This is a genomic window from Halopseudomonas xinjiangensis, from assembly GCF_900104945.1.
GTDB lineage: Bacteria > Pseudomonadota > Gammaproteobacteria > Pseudomonadales > Pseudomonadaceae > Halopseudomonas > Halopseudomonas xinjiangensis.
This window is the reverse complement of record NZ_LT629736.1, coordinates 1,253,130-1,268,651: the sequence shown is the minus strand read 5'-3', so window position 1 is coordinate 1,268,651 and position 15,522 is coordinate 1,253,130. Positions and strand designations below refer to the sequence as shown.

The following is a 15,522-nucleotide window of genomic DNA, read 5'->3' as shown; positions in this document are numbered from 1 at the left end:
GGCCGTTTCAGAGCTTTCCTTCCCAGCCCGGCACGCCTCGACGTATCACTTCCGAAAATTCTTCAGCCTGATCAATATTGCGCGCCCGCTCGCTGAAGCGTCCACGTTCCTTCAGCTCTTCCAGCGGGCTGTCCTGCAGGCCGCCCACGTCCTTCACATAGGAGGGAAGACGCGCTGAAAGCAACAAGCGGTGATCGAGCGGCAAACCGTCAACGATCCGCCGCATCATGTTGTAGACGATGATGGTGCAGTTTGCGGTAACCGTGTGATAAAACCGAGCTTCGCTGGCCAGCTGATTGGCCTCGTTGACGTAAGCCATGAACAGATCACGCATCGCCGATTCCGGCATGCTTACCCGATAGATATGCGCCTGTTCCTCCCGCACGTTGGTGCGCACACGCACCGCGTCGTTTTCATCCGTCGCCAGAACGGCCAATTCGAACTGCTTGAAGAACCCACCGATGGCCGAAAAGCTCTCGTTGCGCTCGCGGCGAATTTCCACGGTGAAGGTAATGAACTCGCCGGTATCGAAGCCGAACGAGACCAGCACATGGGCGATGCCCGGCATGCCCCACTCCGAGGTGATCAGATCGACCGAGCGCAGCCGGGACAGGTCATAGCTCCGGGTTTCCCATAGCTCATCGTAATCATCGCGAGATCGCCAGGTGAAGTTCCGGACATGCTCCAGCGTGACCTGATCGCCCTCCACCGTACCGGTGGTGATGTGGGCCAGATCGTCCGCCCATTGCCGTTGATGGGAGGGCTCGAGCCGACCCCACCAGAGCATGAGCACGGCGAACATCAGCACATACGTGCCCGCCCCGGACCAGTGTCGCCCGCTCCAGGCCAGCCAGAGCGAGGCAAGCGCCAGCAGGATCCAGCATCCGGCGACAGCGATCCGTGCCGGAGTCGGCCACGGCAGTTGAAACCATAAGGCGAGCACTGACCAAACGCTGGACAGCACGACCACCAGGGTGAAAATTGACAACACAATCATGCGTAGCATCAGCAGGCTCAGACCAAACGTCTACATTACTGCAACGAAGCGGAGAACGTATCGCACTCTCGCACATTCCCGCTATCGAAGCCGCGACGGAACCACTCCATGCGCTGTTCCGACGAGCCATGAGTAAAGCTGTCCGGTACAACCTCCTGCCCTGCGCGACGCTGCAGACGGTCATCGCCTATGGCTGATGCGGCGGTGAGCGCTTCGTCCAGGTCGCCCGGGTCGAGCAGGTCTCGTTCATCGTTGGCGGCATGTGCCCAGACACCAGCAAAGCAATCCGCCTGCAACTCCTGGCGAACCGACAACTCGTTGATCTCCGCCTCGCTCTTGCCCTGACCGGCCTGACGCACCCGCTCACCAATCCCCAGCAAATTCTGCACGTGGTGCCCGACCTCATGGGCTACGACGTAGGCCTGAGCAAAGTCACCCGGCGCCCCGAGCTGGCGCTCCAGGTCACGAAAGAACGACAGGTCGAGATACACCTGATTGTCCGCCGGGCAATAAAAGGGGCCGACTGCTGCGCTGGCCGTCCCGCACGCCGAGCGCACCCGGTCGGCAAACAGCACGAGCGTCGGCTCGCGGTACTGCTCGCCGCTCTGCGCGAAGATGGTATTCCAGGTCTCTTCAGTGTCGGCAAGGACTACCGAAACGAACTCGGTCAGTTCCTGTTCCTGTTCGGTAAGTTCGCGCGAAGACTGCGCGACGGCGGGCCCCTGGCCTTGCAAGGCTGGCAACAGGTCTATGCCCATCATTCGCGCGCCGACAAATGCGAGTACGCCAACCACCAGAATGATGCGCCCCACCCGGGTACGCAGCAAAAATGGAAGAAAGCGCAGCAGCATGAACAGCCCCGCTCCGCCAGCGCCACCTCGCAGGGACTCGCCCCGCCGATCTTCGATATTGCTGCTCTGCCGTCTGCCTCGCCAATCCACTGTATCGCCCCTGTTCGATCGGGCCAGGCCCGCTAATCGCTGGCGCTGCCACCGGCAGCTTCACTGCTTGTTAGGGTGCGACGTAGCGGAAAAATTCAGAAATGGCAGCGAGGCGGCGGAAGCGAAAAATCCCGCCAGAAGGCGGGATTCTCGATCAAACCGGAGGCAGGGCTCCGGCATGAAGGCGCAGATCAGAACTTGTAGACCATACCCAGCGAGAACACGCTGATGTCGTCACCGGCTGCTACGACTTCGTACACGTCGGTGTCGTGGCCGCCCTTGATGCGGTAGGCAGCGGTGTTGTCGTCGTTATCCAACTGGCTGTAGATGCCGTATAGCTTGAGATTCTTAGCCAGCGAGTGGTCCAGACCAACGCTCAGCTGAGTAGCGCCGCTGTCATCCACGTCGCTCCAGTCATCAGCCATCATGTACTGCACTTTCAGAGCATTGGCGCCGAAGGTGAACATGCCGTTAGCGCCCCACGCGTCACGATCAGCATCGTCTGCTTCAACGCGGTCATACATGCCGCCGAGACGGAAGCCACCGAAGTCGTAACCGGCAGCCAGACGCGCCGCATCGGTTTCGTCTTCTGTCACGTCAGCATCAGTCTTCTCGTAACCAGCGGTGATTTCGAAACCACCAGCGGTGTAGCCGACGGCGGCGCTCATCAGCGAGTAATCGTTGTTTTCCAGGCCTTCTTCGGTTTCAGTGTCTTCGAAAGCGGTCGAGTACATGGCGCCGAAGATCAGGCCGCCCATTTCCGGAGTGATGTACTGGATGCTGTTCTTGGCGCGGCGGTTGGCCTGATCGGCCACGTTGCGAGCGTCTGCCACGGTGTCGCCGAACAGGTCGAACACGCCGCGGATATTCTTGACCGGGGTATCCTGGTTACCGAACAGTACCTTGCCGAAATCGCCGCCCAGACCAACGAAGGTATTGCGGCCAGCGAAGTTGTCACCGCCCTCGTCGAAGATGATCTTGGATTCGATCTGATAAATGGCGTTGAGTTGATCGTTGATCGCAGTCACGCCCTTGAAGCCCAGGCGCGAAGAGTTGCTGGCCAGTGCCAGTTCGCTATCGGTATCGTTGTCAACGAAGTCCATGGACAGGTGAGCCTGACCATAAATCTCCAGCTGCTTGCCGATGATCTCGTAAGCGCTAGCTGTAGTGGGCAGTGCGAGGGCAGCGGCGATGGCGGTCAGAGTGAAGAGCTTGCGTGACATAGAGAGTTATCCTTTCTTGCTTTCCCAGTTTTGGAGAATTCGCGTTGGCGGCCGTCTGCAGGGCTTGTCGTCGCCCCCCTCGCGGCTGAAGAAAGGATGTCCGTTTGCTATTACCGAACAGAGTCGAAATGGTTACATTTTCATGAAACCGCAAAGCTACGCGGCACTTTGCGGTCGGAGCACTGTCAGCGTTTCGCCCTCACACTAGCTGCAGAAGATTTCCCCGACGATCGACAGCCAGAAACTGACCGACGATGGCGGCCTGGATCTGCTCGGTCATCATGCGTAACGGCTGTTCGGTCTCGTCGCTACTGGGAGCCACCCCGCCCCGGCCGCTCATCGCCGACACGAAGGCCACATCCCAGCTCATCCCGGTATGGGCGGATTCCTCGATCAGCGTCTGGAAATCGGCGGCTTCCTCGGTGCTCTTGTCGACACAGAGCACCGGTGCGAGCGCACCGCCCTCGCCTTGCTCGAACGATGCCTTTTGCTCAGCCGTGGCACCATCGGGCAACTCGGCCCGGGCGAAAACGAACAGCAGCCGCTGGGGCTCCGGTTGTGCGCGTGCGGCGGCGATGAGATCGGCGTAGGTCTGAATGTGCATGGCTGGGGTCCGTATCGGTGATCACCATGCAAAGGCTAGCAGAGCAATGCGCACATTTCGTCGCGCAAAGGTGGCACTCGCGACTACGTCTTTGTGAGTAGGCGGTTCAGAGAAGATTGATCCAGATCGCGAAGCTCCCTAGAAACAACCAGAATCCCGAGAACAGCCACGGGGTTCGTTTGGAAAACACCAGACTCTTGCGTTGCCCGGAATGGCTTGATTCCCAGGTGGAAAACAGCGGCGAATCATCATAGGCCTGGCCAATCACCGGTTCGCAGTTGAGCAACCCGGTCTGTTTGACGTACCAGTGGTCGATGATATCGCAGGCTGCCTTGATCCCCGGCCAGGCGCTCAGCGAGCTGAGGATGCCGAACAACGCCAGCGTCGCCGGAACGACCAGGGTGAATATCTCACCCCATTCGGGATTTCTGTTTGCCATGGACGACGAGTAGGCGATCACCAGGAACGACTGAGCCGAGAGATACGCGTTGGTGCGGCTGGAGAGGTTACTGGTCTCGTTGTGTATTTCGCGACGGTAGAAGTCGAGACGATCCTTCGGGGAGACGAAGATTTCCGTCTCCATTTCCTTGATCGCTTTCTCAGGCGTTTGCGGGGTAATGATCATGATTCGTTCCTACGGCATAGCATGCCGTATAGAAACGAGCGCGACGATTCAGTTCACCATTCAGCCGCTGAGCTCGACCAGCGGCAGACCGGTCACGACGGCCCGGCAAGCGTCGGCCAGCGCAGCCGACGCCCGAGGTTTTCGGAAAACTCCTTGGCGGCTGGCCAGCGCATATGGATGGCATCGACGAACCCGTCTTCCGACGGCGCCCACTCGCGGTCAACATTCCAGTACTGCCCATCGGTGCCAGACAAGGCTTCCAGCAAGTGCGAATCGAAGCTTTTGAGCAATGTTCCGTCCGGGTCCACCTGAGCCTTCCATGCCGGATGCAACGGCGTGGACACCACGGTGAACCTGCGCCCTTCCTGATCGAGTCGGGTCGCAAGCTGCTTCAGCGATGCGAAACAGACCGGATCGAGCGGCGGAGGGGCTCCATAGAACAGGCCACGGCTTTTACTCGTGGTCAGCGGTCCCGCTCCGGATGGCGTGAACCGCAGCGGATCCATGCTCTGCGGATCGGTTCGCTTGGTCTTTATGCTGGCGGCGTTGCGCAGCAGCGACCCTGGCGCGAAATAACGCATGTAGTACTGCCATGGCCAGGTATCAGCGTACACATAGCGATCCGCGTCCTCGCGGTTGAAAATCGCGTCGCGATTGACCGCGCATTCGCTGAAGTCGATGGGATCGACGACCATGACCACATCGCGAATGCCAGGCTCGCGGTCGAGCAACCAGTTTGCGACGTACAGCGTCTGGTTGGCATGTAGTCCGCAGAATGCCCCGTTCAGCGGCCTGACACCTGGCGCATGCTCGGAAAGCGTTGAGCTGTCCACGTGACGCCAGGCTACTGACGAGCCAACGATGAGCAGGTTCGGATCTGCTACCGGGTGGTCTCGCATGAAGGCGAGTTTTTCGTCTACGCAAATGCTGTTGGAGAACGCCGGCGGAGGAAGATGGCCGGTGCGCCCGAGCCCCAGCAGCAACGTGGCAAACACCGCCATGCTGACAACCAGCCCTCCGAACATGCCAATCGCGTAACCGCGCGGGCTGCGCTCAGGGCCTGCTGCTGGCTTATCCTTGAAGGAATCACCCGCTTTCATGCTGTTTAGACTCCATTGAGCTTGCTGCTGATCAACTCGGCGAAGTGACCGACGTTGCGCAGCGACTCGAGCTCTGCGGTACGGAATTTGACTCCGAAGCGCTGCTCGGCAGCGACGATCAGGCTCACATGCGCCAGGCTGTCCCAGCCCTCTATATCCGGCGCCGAGGTCTCTGGGGTGAGCACAATGTCGTCATCATCGAACACGTCCTGAAACAACGGATGCAGCGCTTTCAGTACTTCATCTTCGGTCATGGAATCTCGATCTCGATGTGGTGTGTTTTCGGTGCGGCCGAATCAAGCGCAAGGCGCCAATAGGTCGCTTCGGCCTCGGCGGCTGCCGGGGCGGGGCACGCCTCGAAGCCAAGCTTCGGGTAATGTTCGGCGACCATACCGTTACGCGCGGTCGGGCGGTATACGCCAATGAGCGTCTCGTAGCCCTTGCTGCGTGCCAGCTGCACCAGGGCATCGAGCACGGCAGTTTCGACCTGTCTCCCCAATACCCGGCAGCTCATTACCCAGCTGTCGATGAGCAAGGAGTCCTCGGCAGCCTGGTCTTCAGGCCCACCCAGCACCACGCTGATCAATCCGTTGTCACCGAACTTGTCGCTGAGCCGGATAGCCAGCGCCAACGACCGCGGGTCCCTGGCGAAGCGCTCGACCTGCGCCTCGCTGTACCGCCGAGTCGTCAGGTTGAACTGATTGGTCTTGTTGATCAGTTGCGTGGTACGTGGCAGCTCCGACGGGCCCACCTGTGTCGCCTGCATCACCATCTGCAATCCGCGCAGATAGCCGTCCATATCGGTAGCCTGGCCAAGTGCGGCTTTGCGCTCCACGTTGAGCGCATAACTACGGCCTCGGGCGGCATCGTCGGCCGTGAAAGAAACGGCTTCGAAGTAACCGCCCGCAGCGATGCGCGCCGCATAGTCGGCGACGTCCTCGGGCAGCTCCGGTACCGCCACCTGAGGCAGTTCACGGCGCACGATGTCGCGCTCGGCCGGGTTGTCGTCGACGAATACCAGGCTGTCCAGGCCGATATCGAGCATCGAGGCGATCCGCCGCAGATTGCCGGCCTTGTCATCCCAGTTGGCAACGAATGCGGCTATGTCGCTGCGCTTGATCACCATTTCCGGGTGTTCGAAAGCCGCTTCGGCGACCGCCAGGTCATTCTTGCTGCATACCGCGAGGATGATCCCGCGCCGGGCCAGCAGCGCGACGTAATGCTGGAACGCAAGATAGGCCTCCCCGGTCGGATTGCCCTGCCCGATCTGAATGCCGTTCACCCCGTCGTCGCCAACCACCCCGCCCCAAAGGGTGTTGTCCAGATCCAGCACCAGGCATTTGCGCGACAATCCGGCGCTGGCAGCAATGACGCGCGCGAGATGGTCGGCGTACAAGGGCGCAAGATTGGGGCTGACCAACTGCTTGGCCTGGTGCCAGCGCACCGCGTCCGCCAGGCCGTCACCGTACGAGCCCTGCGCGGCGTGCCAGGCGAGATCGAGCAGCAGAACGCCCTCCTCCCGTGCGGCAAGTCGGATAGCGTGGTTCAGACGCTGGACGACGTTGTAGGGTGCCGCTGGCACCAGTGCTTCGTACGAACCAAATACCGGCGGATCCATCGGCACCAGGGTTTGCTGAATGATCTGCGCGGTGAAGCGCTCGCGAGCGCGGCGCCACAGCATCCGTAACTCGTCCACCCGCAACTGGATCGCTTCGGCAACATCCTCATCGCCAGACTGGAGCGGCAGCTGGATCGGTGCGTCCCGCGCGTCAAGCGCCAGCACCACTACCTGCGGAGCGAACCTGGCCAGGTCGGTGTCGTCAGTGAGCAGTGCCTGCCGATACATTCCGTATGGCGCGACGTGAACGGACAGCGCAAGTCGACGTTCGAGCCCGGCCACGCGCAACGCCGGCACAAGTTGGTCCACCGTGTGGGAAGCGAGGATCGCCACGCGGCGGCTGGTCAGCCCGGCAGCCAGCGAATCATCGCCCAGCTGTGACAGGCCTTCAGCGGCAAGGCGATCAAGCTTGTTGGTCGACATGAAGTCTCGACGGAAGCCAGCGAGCCCAGCGGCCAGCTGCAGACGCTTGACCGCATCCGGCTCGCGCTTGGCCTCCCCTATTGCCACAGCAAGATCAGCATGAGGCGGGAGCCAACACAACTGTTCCATCAACCACACTCCTTCCAGCGTCGAAACTGCCCGCCAGTGTCAGAACTGGAAATAGAGAAACTCCGTGGGGGCTTCGGAAAACGCCACCGCCAAAGCAAAGAATCCCGCCACACCCACCGCCGCTCCCATCACAGGCGTCAGTCGCCAGGTGAGCACAGGCAGCCAGCGTTCGGTCCAGCTCGGTTGCGCCCGGAAATTCAGCGCAGTCCGTGCATGGCCCATCCATTGCTCGACGTTTGGCAGCGCCCAAACCACTACCATAAGCGCCGCGATCATCAAGGCATCGCCTCGGGCGAGATTGCCGCGCTCGCCGGAAAGGCCGAGCATCCCCGATAGCATTGCCGTCGCTGCCGAAACGCTTTCGGCACGGAAGAACACCATGGCTACGACGACGCAGCCGAAGGTCACCAGCACTGCCGCTACCCGATGTACAACCCGGTCGCTATCGAGCTCCCACCCGCGGCGCACTTTCCAGGCACGCCAGCCATGGGCGACGACCAGATAGAAACCATGCAGCAGACCGAACACCACGAATTGCCACCCGGCGCCATGCCAGACCCCGGAAATGAACATCGTCAGAATCGTCGGATACGCGACCAGAGCGGCGAATGTGCCTGCGGTCATCCTGCCGCGCCGCGGTTGCGGCTTACCCGCAGCGAGTCGCGCCCGGCTCTTGCGCAAAACGATCGGGTTGTAGATGTAAGCGGTCAGGAAGCGCGTCAGCGTCATGTGCCAGCGCGACCAGTAATCGATGACGTTTCGCGCCTTGAACGGGCTGTTGAAGTTGACGGGCAAGCTGATGCCGAACAACAGAGCCAGACCTATCGCCATGTCGCTGTAGCCGGAAAAGTCAAAGTAGATCTGCAGCGTATATCCCACTGCGCCCGTCCACGCCTCGACAAAACCGGGAATGCTTCCTGTCGCGGCCTCGGCGAAGCTTGGCGAAGCCATCTGCCCCAATGGATCGGCAATGATTACCTTCTTGAACAGGCCAAGCAGAAACACCGTCGCCCCGATCGCCAGGCTCTGCACGCGCGGCCTGAACATATCGCGGTCGCGAAACTGCGGGAGCATCTCGCCATGGTGGGTGATCGGGCCAGCGATAAGCTGCGGGAAGAACGCAATGAACAGGCAATAGTTGAAAAAGTCGTGCTCCTGCACTTCGCCGTCGTACGCATCGACCAGATAGGCGATCTGCTGGAAGGTGAAGAATGAAATTGCCAGCGGCAGGATGATGTCATCGATACGCCAACCGGTATCGAGCGCCCCATCAATCGTGCCGAACAGAAACCCGGTGTACTTGTAGTAGGCAAGCAGGAGCACGTTGGCGGCGACGCCCGCAATCAGCACCCAGCGCGACGGTCTGCGCATCAGGTACCCGCCCAGCACGAAATTGGCCACGATGCTCGCCACGAGCAAAGGGAGATACGCCGGATTCCACCAGCTATAGAAGAACAGCGAGGCCAGCGCGAGCCAGATCACTGCCCACCGTTGGCGACCAGTACCAGCAAGCAGAATGAACCCGAGGAGGACGACCGGGAGGAAGCCGGCGATGAAGACCGTCGAATTGAACAGCATGATTCCATGCTCCTTCGTGCGTCGACCCGATTGCCGATCCTATGGCGACGCTTACTACTGTCTCGATACTTCCCTGCAACCTGTATCCATGTGAGTGCGACTGAGCATGTAACAGAAAGTTTAGAGTACGCCGGACGAGCGGCAAGCGGAACGCCAGGCGGTCAATGCTGTCGAGAAAGAACCATTGCAGCCTTAGCCCGGCCTTCTCCGGAGCCCTGTGCAACGATCCTGGAACCCAGATGATTTCGTCAGCCGTAAAGTATTGTTTTCTGCTTGCTTCAACCTTGCTTGTCGCCTGCTCGGAGGACCAGTCGCAGCAGCAAGGGTCCCGTCCACCGCCTGAAGTGGCGGTAATGACGTTGGAGACCCAGCCGGTGCAGAACGTGGTCGAATTACCCGGGCGGGTTGAAGCGTTCCGCACAGCCGAGGTTCGCGCGCGCGTCACCGGTATTGTCCAGCGCCGCCTGTACGAAGAAGGTACCGAGGTGGAAGCTGGCCAGGAGCTATTTCTGATCGATCCGAGGGAGATGCAGGCGAACCTGAATTCCGCCCAGGCCGCACTGGAAAGTGCCCAGGCCAACGCCACCAACGCCACCCGCAACGCAGAGCGCTATGAGGAGCTGGTCAAGCGCGGCGCCATCAGCCGTCAGGAGTACGACACCGCCGTCGCCAATGCACGTACTGCCCGAGCGGCGGTCTCCCAGGCCGAGGCAGCGGTGGAAAGCGCCCAGCTGAGCCTGGAATACTCGCGCGTCACCGCGCCCATTGCCGGAGTCGCCGGACGCGCGGAAGTCACCGAAGGGGCCCTGGTCAGTGCTGCCGAAGCCACGCTGATGACCCGAGTGGAGCAGACCGATCCTGTCTACGTGAACATAGCCCAATCCAACTCCGACCTGCTCGCCCTGCGCGCCCAGTTCGCTTCCGGACAACTGGTTCTGCCCGAGGACGGCAAAGTAGAGGTTCGGCTGATTCTGGAGAACGGTGCCGAATATCCGCACCCCGGCTACATCGACTTTCTGGCGATGACGGTTGATCGCTCAACCGGGACCGTCGCCGCCCGGGCGCAGTTTCCCAACCCCGATCGCTCGCTGCTGCCCGGTCAGTTCGTTCAAGCCAGAGTCCTCGCCGGCTCCAGACCCTCCGGAATATTGATCCCCCAAAGAGCGGTGATGATGACCAATCGCGGCGGCAGCGTCATGGTGCTCAGCGAGGCGAACGAGGCCCAGACACGACAGATCCAGCTGGGCGACATGCGCGGCAGCGCTTGGGTCGTGAGAGACGGACTGGAGCCAGGCGAACGCATCATCGTCGACGGCTGGCAAGGCGTTCGTAGCGGCAGCGAGGTACGCACCCGCCCCTTCGAGCGCGAGCCGACGCCGCACGAGAACGCTGCCAGCACCGATGGGCAGAACTGACATGTCGCCAGCCTTTTTCATTCGTCGCCCGGTACTGGCCTGGGTCGTCGCACTGGGCATTCTGCTCGGCGGCCTGATCGCCCTGCAGGATCTCCCGGTAGAGCAGTATCCGGAGATCGCGCCACCGGCGTTGAACATCAACGTCACCTACCCCGGCGGCGACGCACAGGTGCTGGAAACCAACGTCACGCAGGTGATCGAGCAGGAACTCAACGGCGTCGAAGGTTACCTGTACATGGATTCGACCAGCCGCTCCAACGGCAGCGCGCAAATCGAACTGACGCTTGAACCGGGCACCGACATCGACGCCGCGCAGATGGATGTCCAGAACCGGCTCAGTCGCGTTGAACAGCGTCTGCCCGAAGAAGTCCGCCGCCAGGGCATTCGCGTCTACCAGGCAAACTCGAGCTTCCTTCTGATTATCGCCATCCGCTCGGAAAGCGGCGCGCTCAGCAGCCTCGAGCTGGGCCATTTTGCTACGACGGATATCGTCGATGAGCTGCGCCGGGTACCTGGCGTCGGTGACATCCGCGAGTTCTATACCCCGTACGCGATGCGTATCTGGCTGAATCCGGATCGGCTGGCCAATTTCGGGATGTCCGCCAGCCAGGTACTCGCCGCGGTCCGTGAGCAGAACAGCCAGGCCGCCGGTGGCGCGATCGGCGATACCCCGCTCAGCGAAGGCGTCGAGATCACCGCACCGATCGAGACCCAGGGCCGGTTCACCACGCCGGAGGAATTCGGCTCGATCATACTGCGTGCCAATCCGGACGGATCGGCCGTTCGCCTGCGCGATGTCGCCCGGGTCGAACTCGGGGCACAGGACTACACCTCCCGCAGCGAGCTTAACGACAAGCCCATCGCCGGTCTGGCCGTGCAGTTGTCACCAGGCGCTAACGCGCTGGACACCGCCGGCGCGGTCAAGGCGCGCATGACGGAGCTGGAGAACAGTTTTCCCGAGGACATCAGCTGGAGCGTGCCGTACGACTCGACACCGTTCATTTCGTCGTCCATCCGCCAAGTGTTGATGACGCTAGGTCAGGCCATGCTGCTGGTCATTCTGGTGATGCTGCTGTTCTTGCAAAACTGGCGGACCACAGTCATTCCGACCATCGTCATTCCGATTACCCTGATCGGCACCTGTCTGGGGCTATGGCTGCTGGGGTTTTCCATCAACCTGCTCAGCCTGTTCGGCATGGTCCTGGCGATCGGTACGCTGGTAGATGACACCATTGTCGTGGTGGAAAACGTCAAGCGCCTCATTGACGAAGAAGGCTTGTCGCCCTACAAGGCGACGGTCCAGGCGATGAGTCAGGTCAGTGCCGCCATCATCGGCACGACTCTGGCGTTGATTGCGGTATTCGTGCCGTTGGCCTTCTTCCCCGGCTCGACCGGCGGAATCTACCGGCAGTTTGCGGTAACCCTGTCCATCGCCGTGGCCATCTCTACCTTCCTTGCGCTGACGCTGACGCCCGCGCTGTGTGCAACCCTGCTCAAACCGCGCGACGAGAGCGGCAAGAAGCGCCTAAGCGAACGCGTGTTTCATCCGTTCAACAGGCTGATGGATGCAACCACCACCCGGTACCACGCCGGGGTCGGGAAGGTCCTGACGCACCCCATGATCTTCCTGCTCGGATTCGCTGCGCTGCTGGCGCTCACCGCCTTCCTCTTTCTGCGCATGCCGACTGCATTCCTGCCCGAGGAAGACCAGGGCTCGGTCATGACAGTCGTGCAGGCGCCGCCCGGAGCAACCATTGAACGTACGGCCGAAGCGGTGGAACAGGTCAAGGCGTTCTATCAGGACCAGCCTGTAGTGGAGAACGTGTTGGCTGTGTACGGTTTCAGCTTCTTCGGCCAGGGCCAGGCCCATGCGATGTCCTTCGTACGGCTTACCCCCTGGGAAGAGCGCCCCGAGCCCGAGCAGAGTGCGCCAGCTCTGGTGCGCAAGGCGATGGGTGCCCTGTCGCAGGTCGCCGAAGCCCGGGTGATCGCACTGAACCCGCCCTCGATCCCCTCGCTGGGCGTGGCAGGAGGGTTCAGTTTCGAGCTCGAGGATCGCGGCGGCCGCGGTTACGACGCGCTGGTCGAAGCCCGGAATCAGTTGCTCGGCATGGCCAGCCAGAGCGAGATTCTCGAAAACGTGCGTCCCGAAGGCGCCGAAGATGCGCCCCGGCTACGGGTCAGCATCGATCGCATCCGCGCTCGCGCGCTGGGCCTGTCGATCAGCGAGGTCAATGCCACGCTCGGCGCGACCTTCGGCAGTGCCTACGCCAATGACTTCAACCTTGACGGTCGCGTCTTGCAGGTATTGCTGCAAGGCGACTCTCCGCATCGCATGACGCCGCAGGACGTGCTCGATCTGAAGGTTCCCAACGACGAAGGCGAGAACGTGCCATTCGGCTCCTTTGCGACAGTTGAATGGACGCAGGGGCCAACACAGCTGCACCGCTACAACGGCTATCCGGCCATGAGTATCTCGGGTAACGCGGCTGGAGGGCATACCACCGGCGAGGCCATGGAAGAGCTGGCACGTCTTGCCAGCCAGTTACCCGAAGGCTTCGGCTACGAATGGTCTGGCGCGTCGTTCCAGGAGCAGCAGGCTTCCGGTCAGGTCGGGCTGCTGCTGGGCTTGTCGTTCATCATGGTATTGATGGTGCTGGCTGCGCTCTATGAAAGCTGGACCATTCCAATTGCCGTGCTGCTGGTCGTGCCGCTCGGCGCGCTAGGTGCCATCCTGTTCGCTATGATGCGCGACCTGCCCGCCAACGTGTATTTCAACGTCGGTCTGGTGACCATCATCGGGCTATCGGCGAAGAACGCCATCCTGGTGGTGGAGTTTGCCATCGAGCAAGAAGCCCAGGGTAAGTCGGTACATGACGCGGTGATGGATGCCGTACGCATGCGTTTCCGCCCGATTCTCATGACCTCGCTGACGTTCATCCTCGGCATGCTCCCATTGGTACTCTCAAGCGGCGCTGGTGCCGCCGGACGCATTGCCGTAGGCACTGGCGTAATGGGCGGGATGATCGTCGCCACTGCACTCGGCCTGTTCTATACGCCCCTGTTCTACCTGGTGGTACGCCGCTGGCTGAGCAAGAAAAAGATCCAGCCCGAGGAAGATGCCGCGTGATTCCGAACCAACCCCTTCGCGCCCAGGTGCGCTCCTACAGACGAGGCCGACGCGCTTTTCCGTAGGAGCGGGCATGACCGCGAAGAAGAATCCACGCCGTTAATCAATCAGCACGCGGCGCCGCCCGCCTAACCCTTCCCGCCCAGGTGCGCTCCTACAGACGAGGCCGACGCGCTTTTCCGTAGGAGCGCGCATGACCGCGAAGAAGAATCTGCGCTGTTATCAACCACCTCTCGGCGCCCACCAACGCAACCCTTCGCGCCCGGGTGTGCCCCTACAGGTCTATTTCGATCCAGGTGGGTGCGTGGTCGCTGGCCTTGGGCAGATCACGCACCCAACGATCCACGCCTCCGGCGCGCAGGCGCGGCGCCAATTCGGCATTGAGCAGCAAGTGGTCGATGCGCATACCGGAGTTCTTCGGCCAGTGCTGACGGAAATAATCCCAGAACGTGTAGATGCGCTCGTCCGGATAGAGATGCCGCAACGAGTCGACCCAGCCCTGGTCGAGCAGGCGCTGATAGCATTCGCGGCTTTCCGGCTGCAGCAGCGCATCCTTTTTCCAGGAGCGGGTGTTGTAAATATCGAAGTCGGTGGGGATCACATTGTAGTCGCCGGCCAACACAACGGGATGGCCGCAGTCGAACAGGCCCTGGGCATGCTTGATCAGCTGCTCGAACCAGGCCAGTTTGTAGTCGAACTTCGGCCCTGGCTGCGGGTTACCGTTGGGCAGATACAGCCCTCCGACAACGATGCCATGGGCAGCAGCTTCGATATAACGGCTTTGCGAGGTATCCGGGTCATCCGGCAAGCCACGACGGATAGGCAGCGGGTCCATGTCCTTGGCGAGAATGGCCACGCCGTTCCAGGACTTCTGGCCATGCCAGATGGCACCGTAACCCGCGTCGCGAATGTCATCGATGGGAAACACATCATCCCCGGCCTTGAGTTCCTGCAGACAGACGATGTCGGGCGCCTCTCGCTTCAGCCATTCCAGCAGGGCCGGCAATCGCGAGCGAATACCGTTGATGTTGAACGTAGCGATTTTCAGCTGGCTCACGGACATCCTCGGGTTGGGATCATCGGAAGGAAATCAGGCGCGGTGACGGCACACCGCGCCCTGGCGAGCTTATTCGCCGTTGAGCCGCTCCTGCTTTGAGAGGAAGTCCTCTTCGAGCATGGCGTCCTTAACCTCCTGCGGTGGCTCGTCGAGCAAGGGATCATCGATCCGGCCCGGTGAAACCGGGTGCGTATCGAGCTTGCCAGTGAGGTGATCAAGGGCGTGGCGGGCCTTGTCGGCGGCACCTTCGACCGCGAGCAACAAGGATTCGGCCTTGTGCGTGACCGACATGGATTGGTGGCCCTTGGGGCGAAACTCGATCTGGCAGCGCTTGTCCTCGGCGCCGCCCTTCTCCGCGTTCTCGTCACTGACATGGATCTCGACCCGCGTCAGCAGCTCATCATAGCGCTCGAGGCGCTCGACCACGGTCGAACCCACCCATTCCTGAAGATCGACACTGCCTGGGATGTGATTGCTGTTTACCTGAACTTGCATAGGGATCTCCTCGTGGTGACTGCGTACAACCTTTGAGGCGGTCGCAGCCCCGAGGTTCAGGTCGAGTGCCGAATGGTTTCACAGCGCCAAGCGCAGCGGAACTCCGCCGGTAGACGAGCTATCACACGTATGACGCCCGTAATCCCGCCAGCGCCAAGCGCTGCCTCGATCTTCACGACAGGCCACA

At 61.3% G+C, this 15,522-nt stretch carries 13 protein-coding genes; 2 read left to right on the top strand and 11 right to left on the bottom strand.

Annotated elements, in window-relative coordinates; translation table 11 throughout:
* Positions 1–7: 7 nt before the first annotated feature.
* The 9 genes from BLT85_RS05790 to BLT85_RS05750 all read right to left on the bottom strand — a co-directional run bounded on the left by BLT85_RS05790 (position 8) and on the right by BLT85_RS05750 (position 9,238).
* Positions 8–997 (bottom strand): Lnb N-terminal periplasmic domain-containing protein, encoded by a 990-nt coding sequence (locus BLT85_RS05790; protein WP_231701546.1) that lies wholly within the window; start codon positions 995–997, stop codon positions 8–10.
* A gap of 35 nt (positions 998–1,032) precedes the next feature.
* Entirely contained in the window at positions 1,033–1,938 is a 906-nt protein-coding gene (gene ypfJ, locus BLT85_RS05785) for a KPN_02809 family neutral zinc metallopeptidase (protein ID WP_093392265.1), read from the bottom strand.
* 191 nt (positions 1,939–2,129) lie between these two features.
* Positions 2,130–3,161 carry a porin gene (locus tag BLT85_RS05780; RefSeq protein WP_093392264.1) on the bottom strand — a complete coding sequence of 344 codons (1,032 nt, stop codon included), beginning with the start codon at positions 3,159–3,161 and terminating at the stop codon, positions 2,130–2,132.
* Positions 3,162–3,360: 199 nt separating this feature from the next.
* A complete protein-coding gene (locus BLT85_RS05775; RefSeq protein WP_093392263.1) occupies positions 3,361–3,765 on the bottom strand; it encodes a ribonucleotide reductase subunit alpha in 405 nt (134 codons plus the stop codon).
* Positions 3,766–3,871: 106 nt separating this feature from the next.
* Positions 3,872–4,390 (bottom strand): hypothetical protein, encoded by a 519-nt coding sequence (locus BLT85_RS05770; protein WP_093392262.1) that lies wholly within the window; start codon positions 4,388–4,390, stop codon positions 3,872–3,874.
* A gap of 92 nt (positions 4,391–4,482) precedes the next feature.
* The gene (locus BLT85_RS05765; RefSeq protein WP_093392261.1) at positions 4,483–5,490 is read right to left on the bottom strand and encodes a hypothetical protein; all 1,008 of its coding nucleotides are present in this window, start codon (positions 5,488–5,490) and stop codon (positions 4,483–4,485) included.
* 5 nt (positions 5,491–5,495) lie between these two features.
* On the bottom strand, positions 5,496–5,744 hold the full coding sequence (locus BLT85_RS05760) for an acyl carrier protein (protein ID WP_093392260.1): 249 nt from the start codon (positions 5,742–5,744) through the stop codon (positions 5,496–5,498).
* On the bottom strand, positions 5,741–7,660 hold the full coding sequence (locus BLT85_RS05755) for an HAD-IIIC family phosphatase (protein ID WP_093392259.1): 1,920 nt from the start codon (positions 7,658–7,660) through the stop codon (positions 5,741–5,743). Before BLT85_RS05755 ends, BLT85_RS05760 begins: the two co-directional genes overlap by 4 nt.
* Before the next feature lie 39 nt (positions 7,661–7,699).
* A complete protein-coding gene (locus BLT85_RS05750) occupies positions 7,700–9,238 on the bottom strand; it encodes an MBOAT family O-acyltransferase (RefSeq protein WP_093392258.1) in 1,539 nt (512 codons plus the stop codon).
* Positions 9,239–9,477: 239 nt separating this feature from the next.
* Here BLT85_RS05750 and BLT85_RS05745 point away from each other — a divergent pair, with 239 nt between their 5' ends.
* Both BLT85_RS05745 and BLT85_RS05740 read left to right on the top strand, forming a co-directional pair.
* Complete coding sequence (locus tag BLT85_RS05745; RefSeq protein WP_093392257.1) at positions 9,478–10,653, top strand: efflux RND transporter periplasmic adaptor subunit; 1,176 nt, start codon at positions 9,478–9,480, stop codon at positions 10,651–10,653.
* Position 10,654: 1 nt separating this feature from the next.
* Positions 10,655–13,783: a multidrug efflux RND transporter permease subunit gene (locus BLT85_RS05740; RefSeq protein WP_093392256.1), complete on the top strand. Its 3,129-nt coding sequence runs from the start codon at positions 10,655–10,657 to the stop codon at positions 13,781–13,783.
* Between the two features lie 274 nt (positions 13,784–14,057).
* On the opposite strand, the gene xth is transcribed toward BLT85_RS05740, so the two are convergent.
* A complete protein-coding gene (gene xth, locus BLT85_RS05735; protein ID WP_093392255.1) occupies positions 14,058–14,840 on the bottom strand; it encodes an exodeoxyribonuclease III in 783 nt (260 codons plus the stop codon).
* Between the two features lie 69 nt (positions 14,841–14,909).
* Positions 14,910–15,335, bottom strand: a complete 426-nt coding sequence (locus tag BLT85_RS05730) for an HPF/RaiA family ribosome-associated protein (RefSeq protein ID WP_093392254.1) — start codon at positions 15,333–15,335, stop codon at positions 14,910–14,912.
* Between the last annotated feature and the right edge of the window lie 187 nt (positions 15,336–15,522).

What these genes read in the sequence shown, in the direction of transcription:
- BLT85_RS05765 (WP_093392261.1), bottom strand. Translation starts at nt 5,490, where the DNA reads ATGAAAGCGGGTGATTCCTTCAAGGATAAGCCAGCAGCAGGCCCTGAG.
- BLT85_RS05775 (WP_093392263.1), bottom strand. Translation starts at nt 3,765, where the DNA reads ATGCACATTCAGACCTACGCCGATCTCATCGCCGCCGCACGCGCACAA.
- BLT85_RS05770 (WP_093392262.1), bottom strand. Translation starts at nt 4,390, where the DNA reads ATGATCATTACCCCGCAAACGCCTGAGAAAGCGATCAAGGAAATGGAG.
- BLT85_RS05750 (WP_093392258.1), bottom strand. Translation starts at nt 9,238, where the DNA reads ATGCTGTTCAATTCGACGGTCTTCATCGCCGGCTTCCTCCCGGTCGTC.
- BLT85_RS05740 (WP_093392256.1), top strand. Translation starts at nt 10,655, where the DNA reads ATGTCGCCAGCCTTTTTCATTCGTCGCCCGGTACTGGCCTGGGTCGTC.
- BLT85_RS05760 (WP_093392260.1), bottom strand. Translation starts at nt 5,744, where the DNA reads ATGACCGAAGATGAAGTACTGAAAGCGCTGCATCCGTTGTTTCAGGAC.
- BLT85_RS05745 (WP_093392257.1), top strand. Translation starts at nt 9,478, where the DNA reads ATGATTTCGTCAGCCGTAAAGTATTGTTTTCTGCTTGCTTCAACCTTG.
- BLT85_RS05755 (WP_093392259.1), bottom strand. Translation starts at nt 7,660, where the DNA reads ATGGAACAGTTGTGTTGGCTCCCGCCTCATGCTGATCTTGCTGTGGCA.
- BLT85_RS05790 (WP_231701546.1), bottom strand. Translation starts at nt 997, where the DNA reads ATGATTGTGTTGTCAATTTTCACCCTGGTGGTCGTGCTGTCCAGCGTT.
- BLT85_RS05730 (WP_093392254.1), bottom strand. Translation starts at nt 15,335, where the DNA reads ATGCAAGTTCAGGTAAACAGCAATCACATCCCAGGCAGTGTCGATCTT.
- BLT85_RS05780 (WP_093392264.1), bottom strand. Translation starts at nt 3,161, where the DNA reads ATGTCACGCAAGCTCTTCACTCTGACCGCCATCGCCGCTGCCCTCGCA.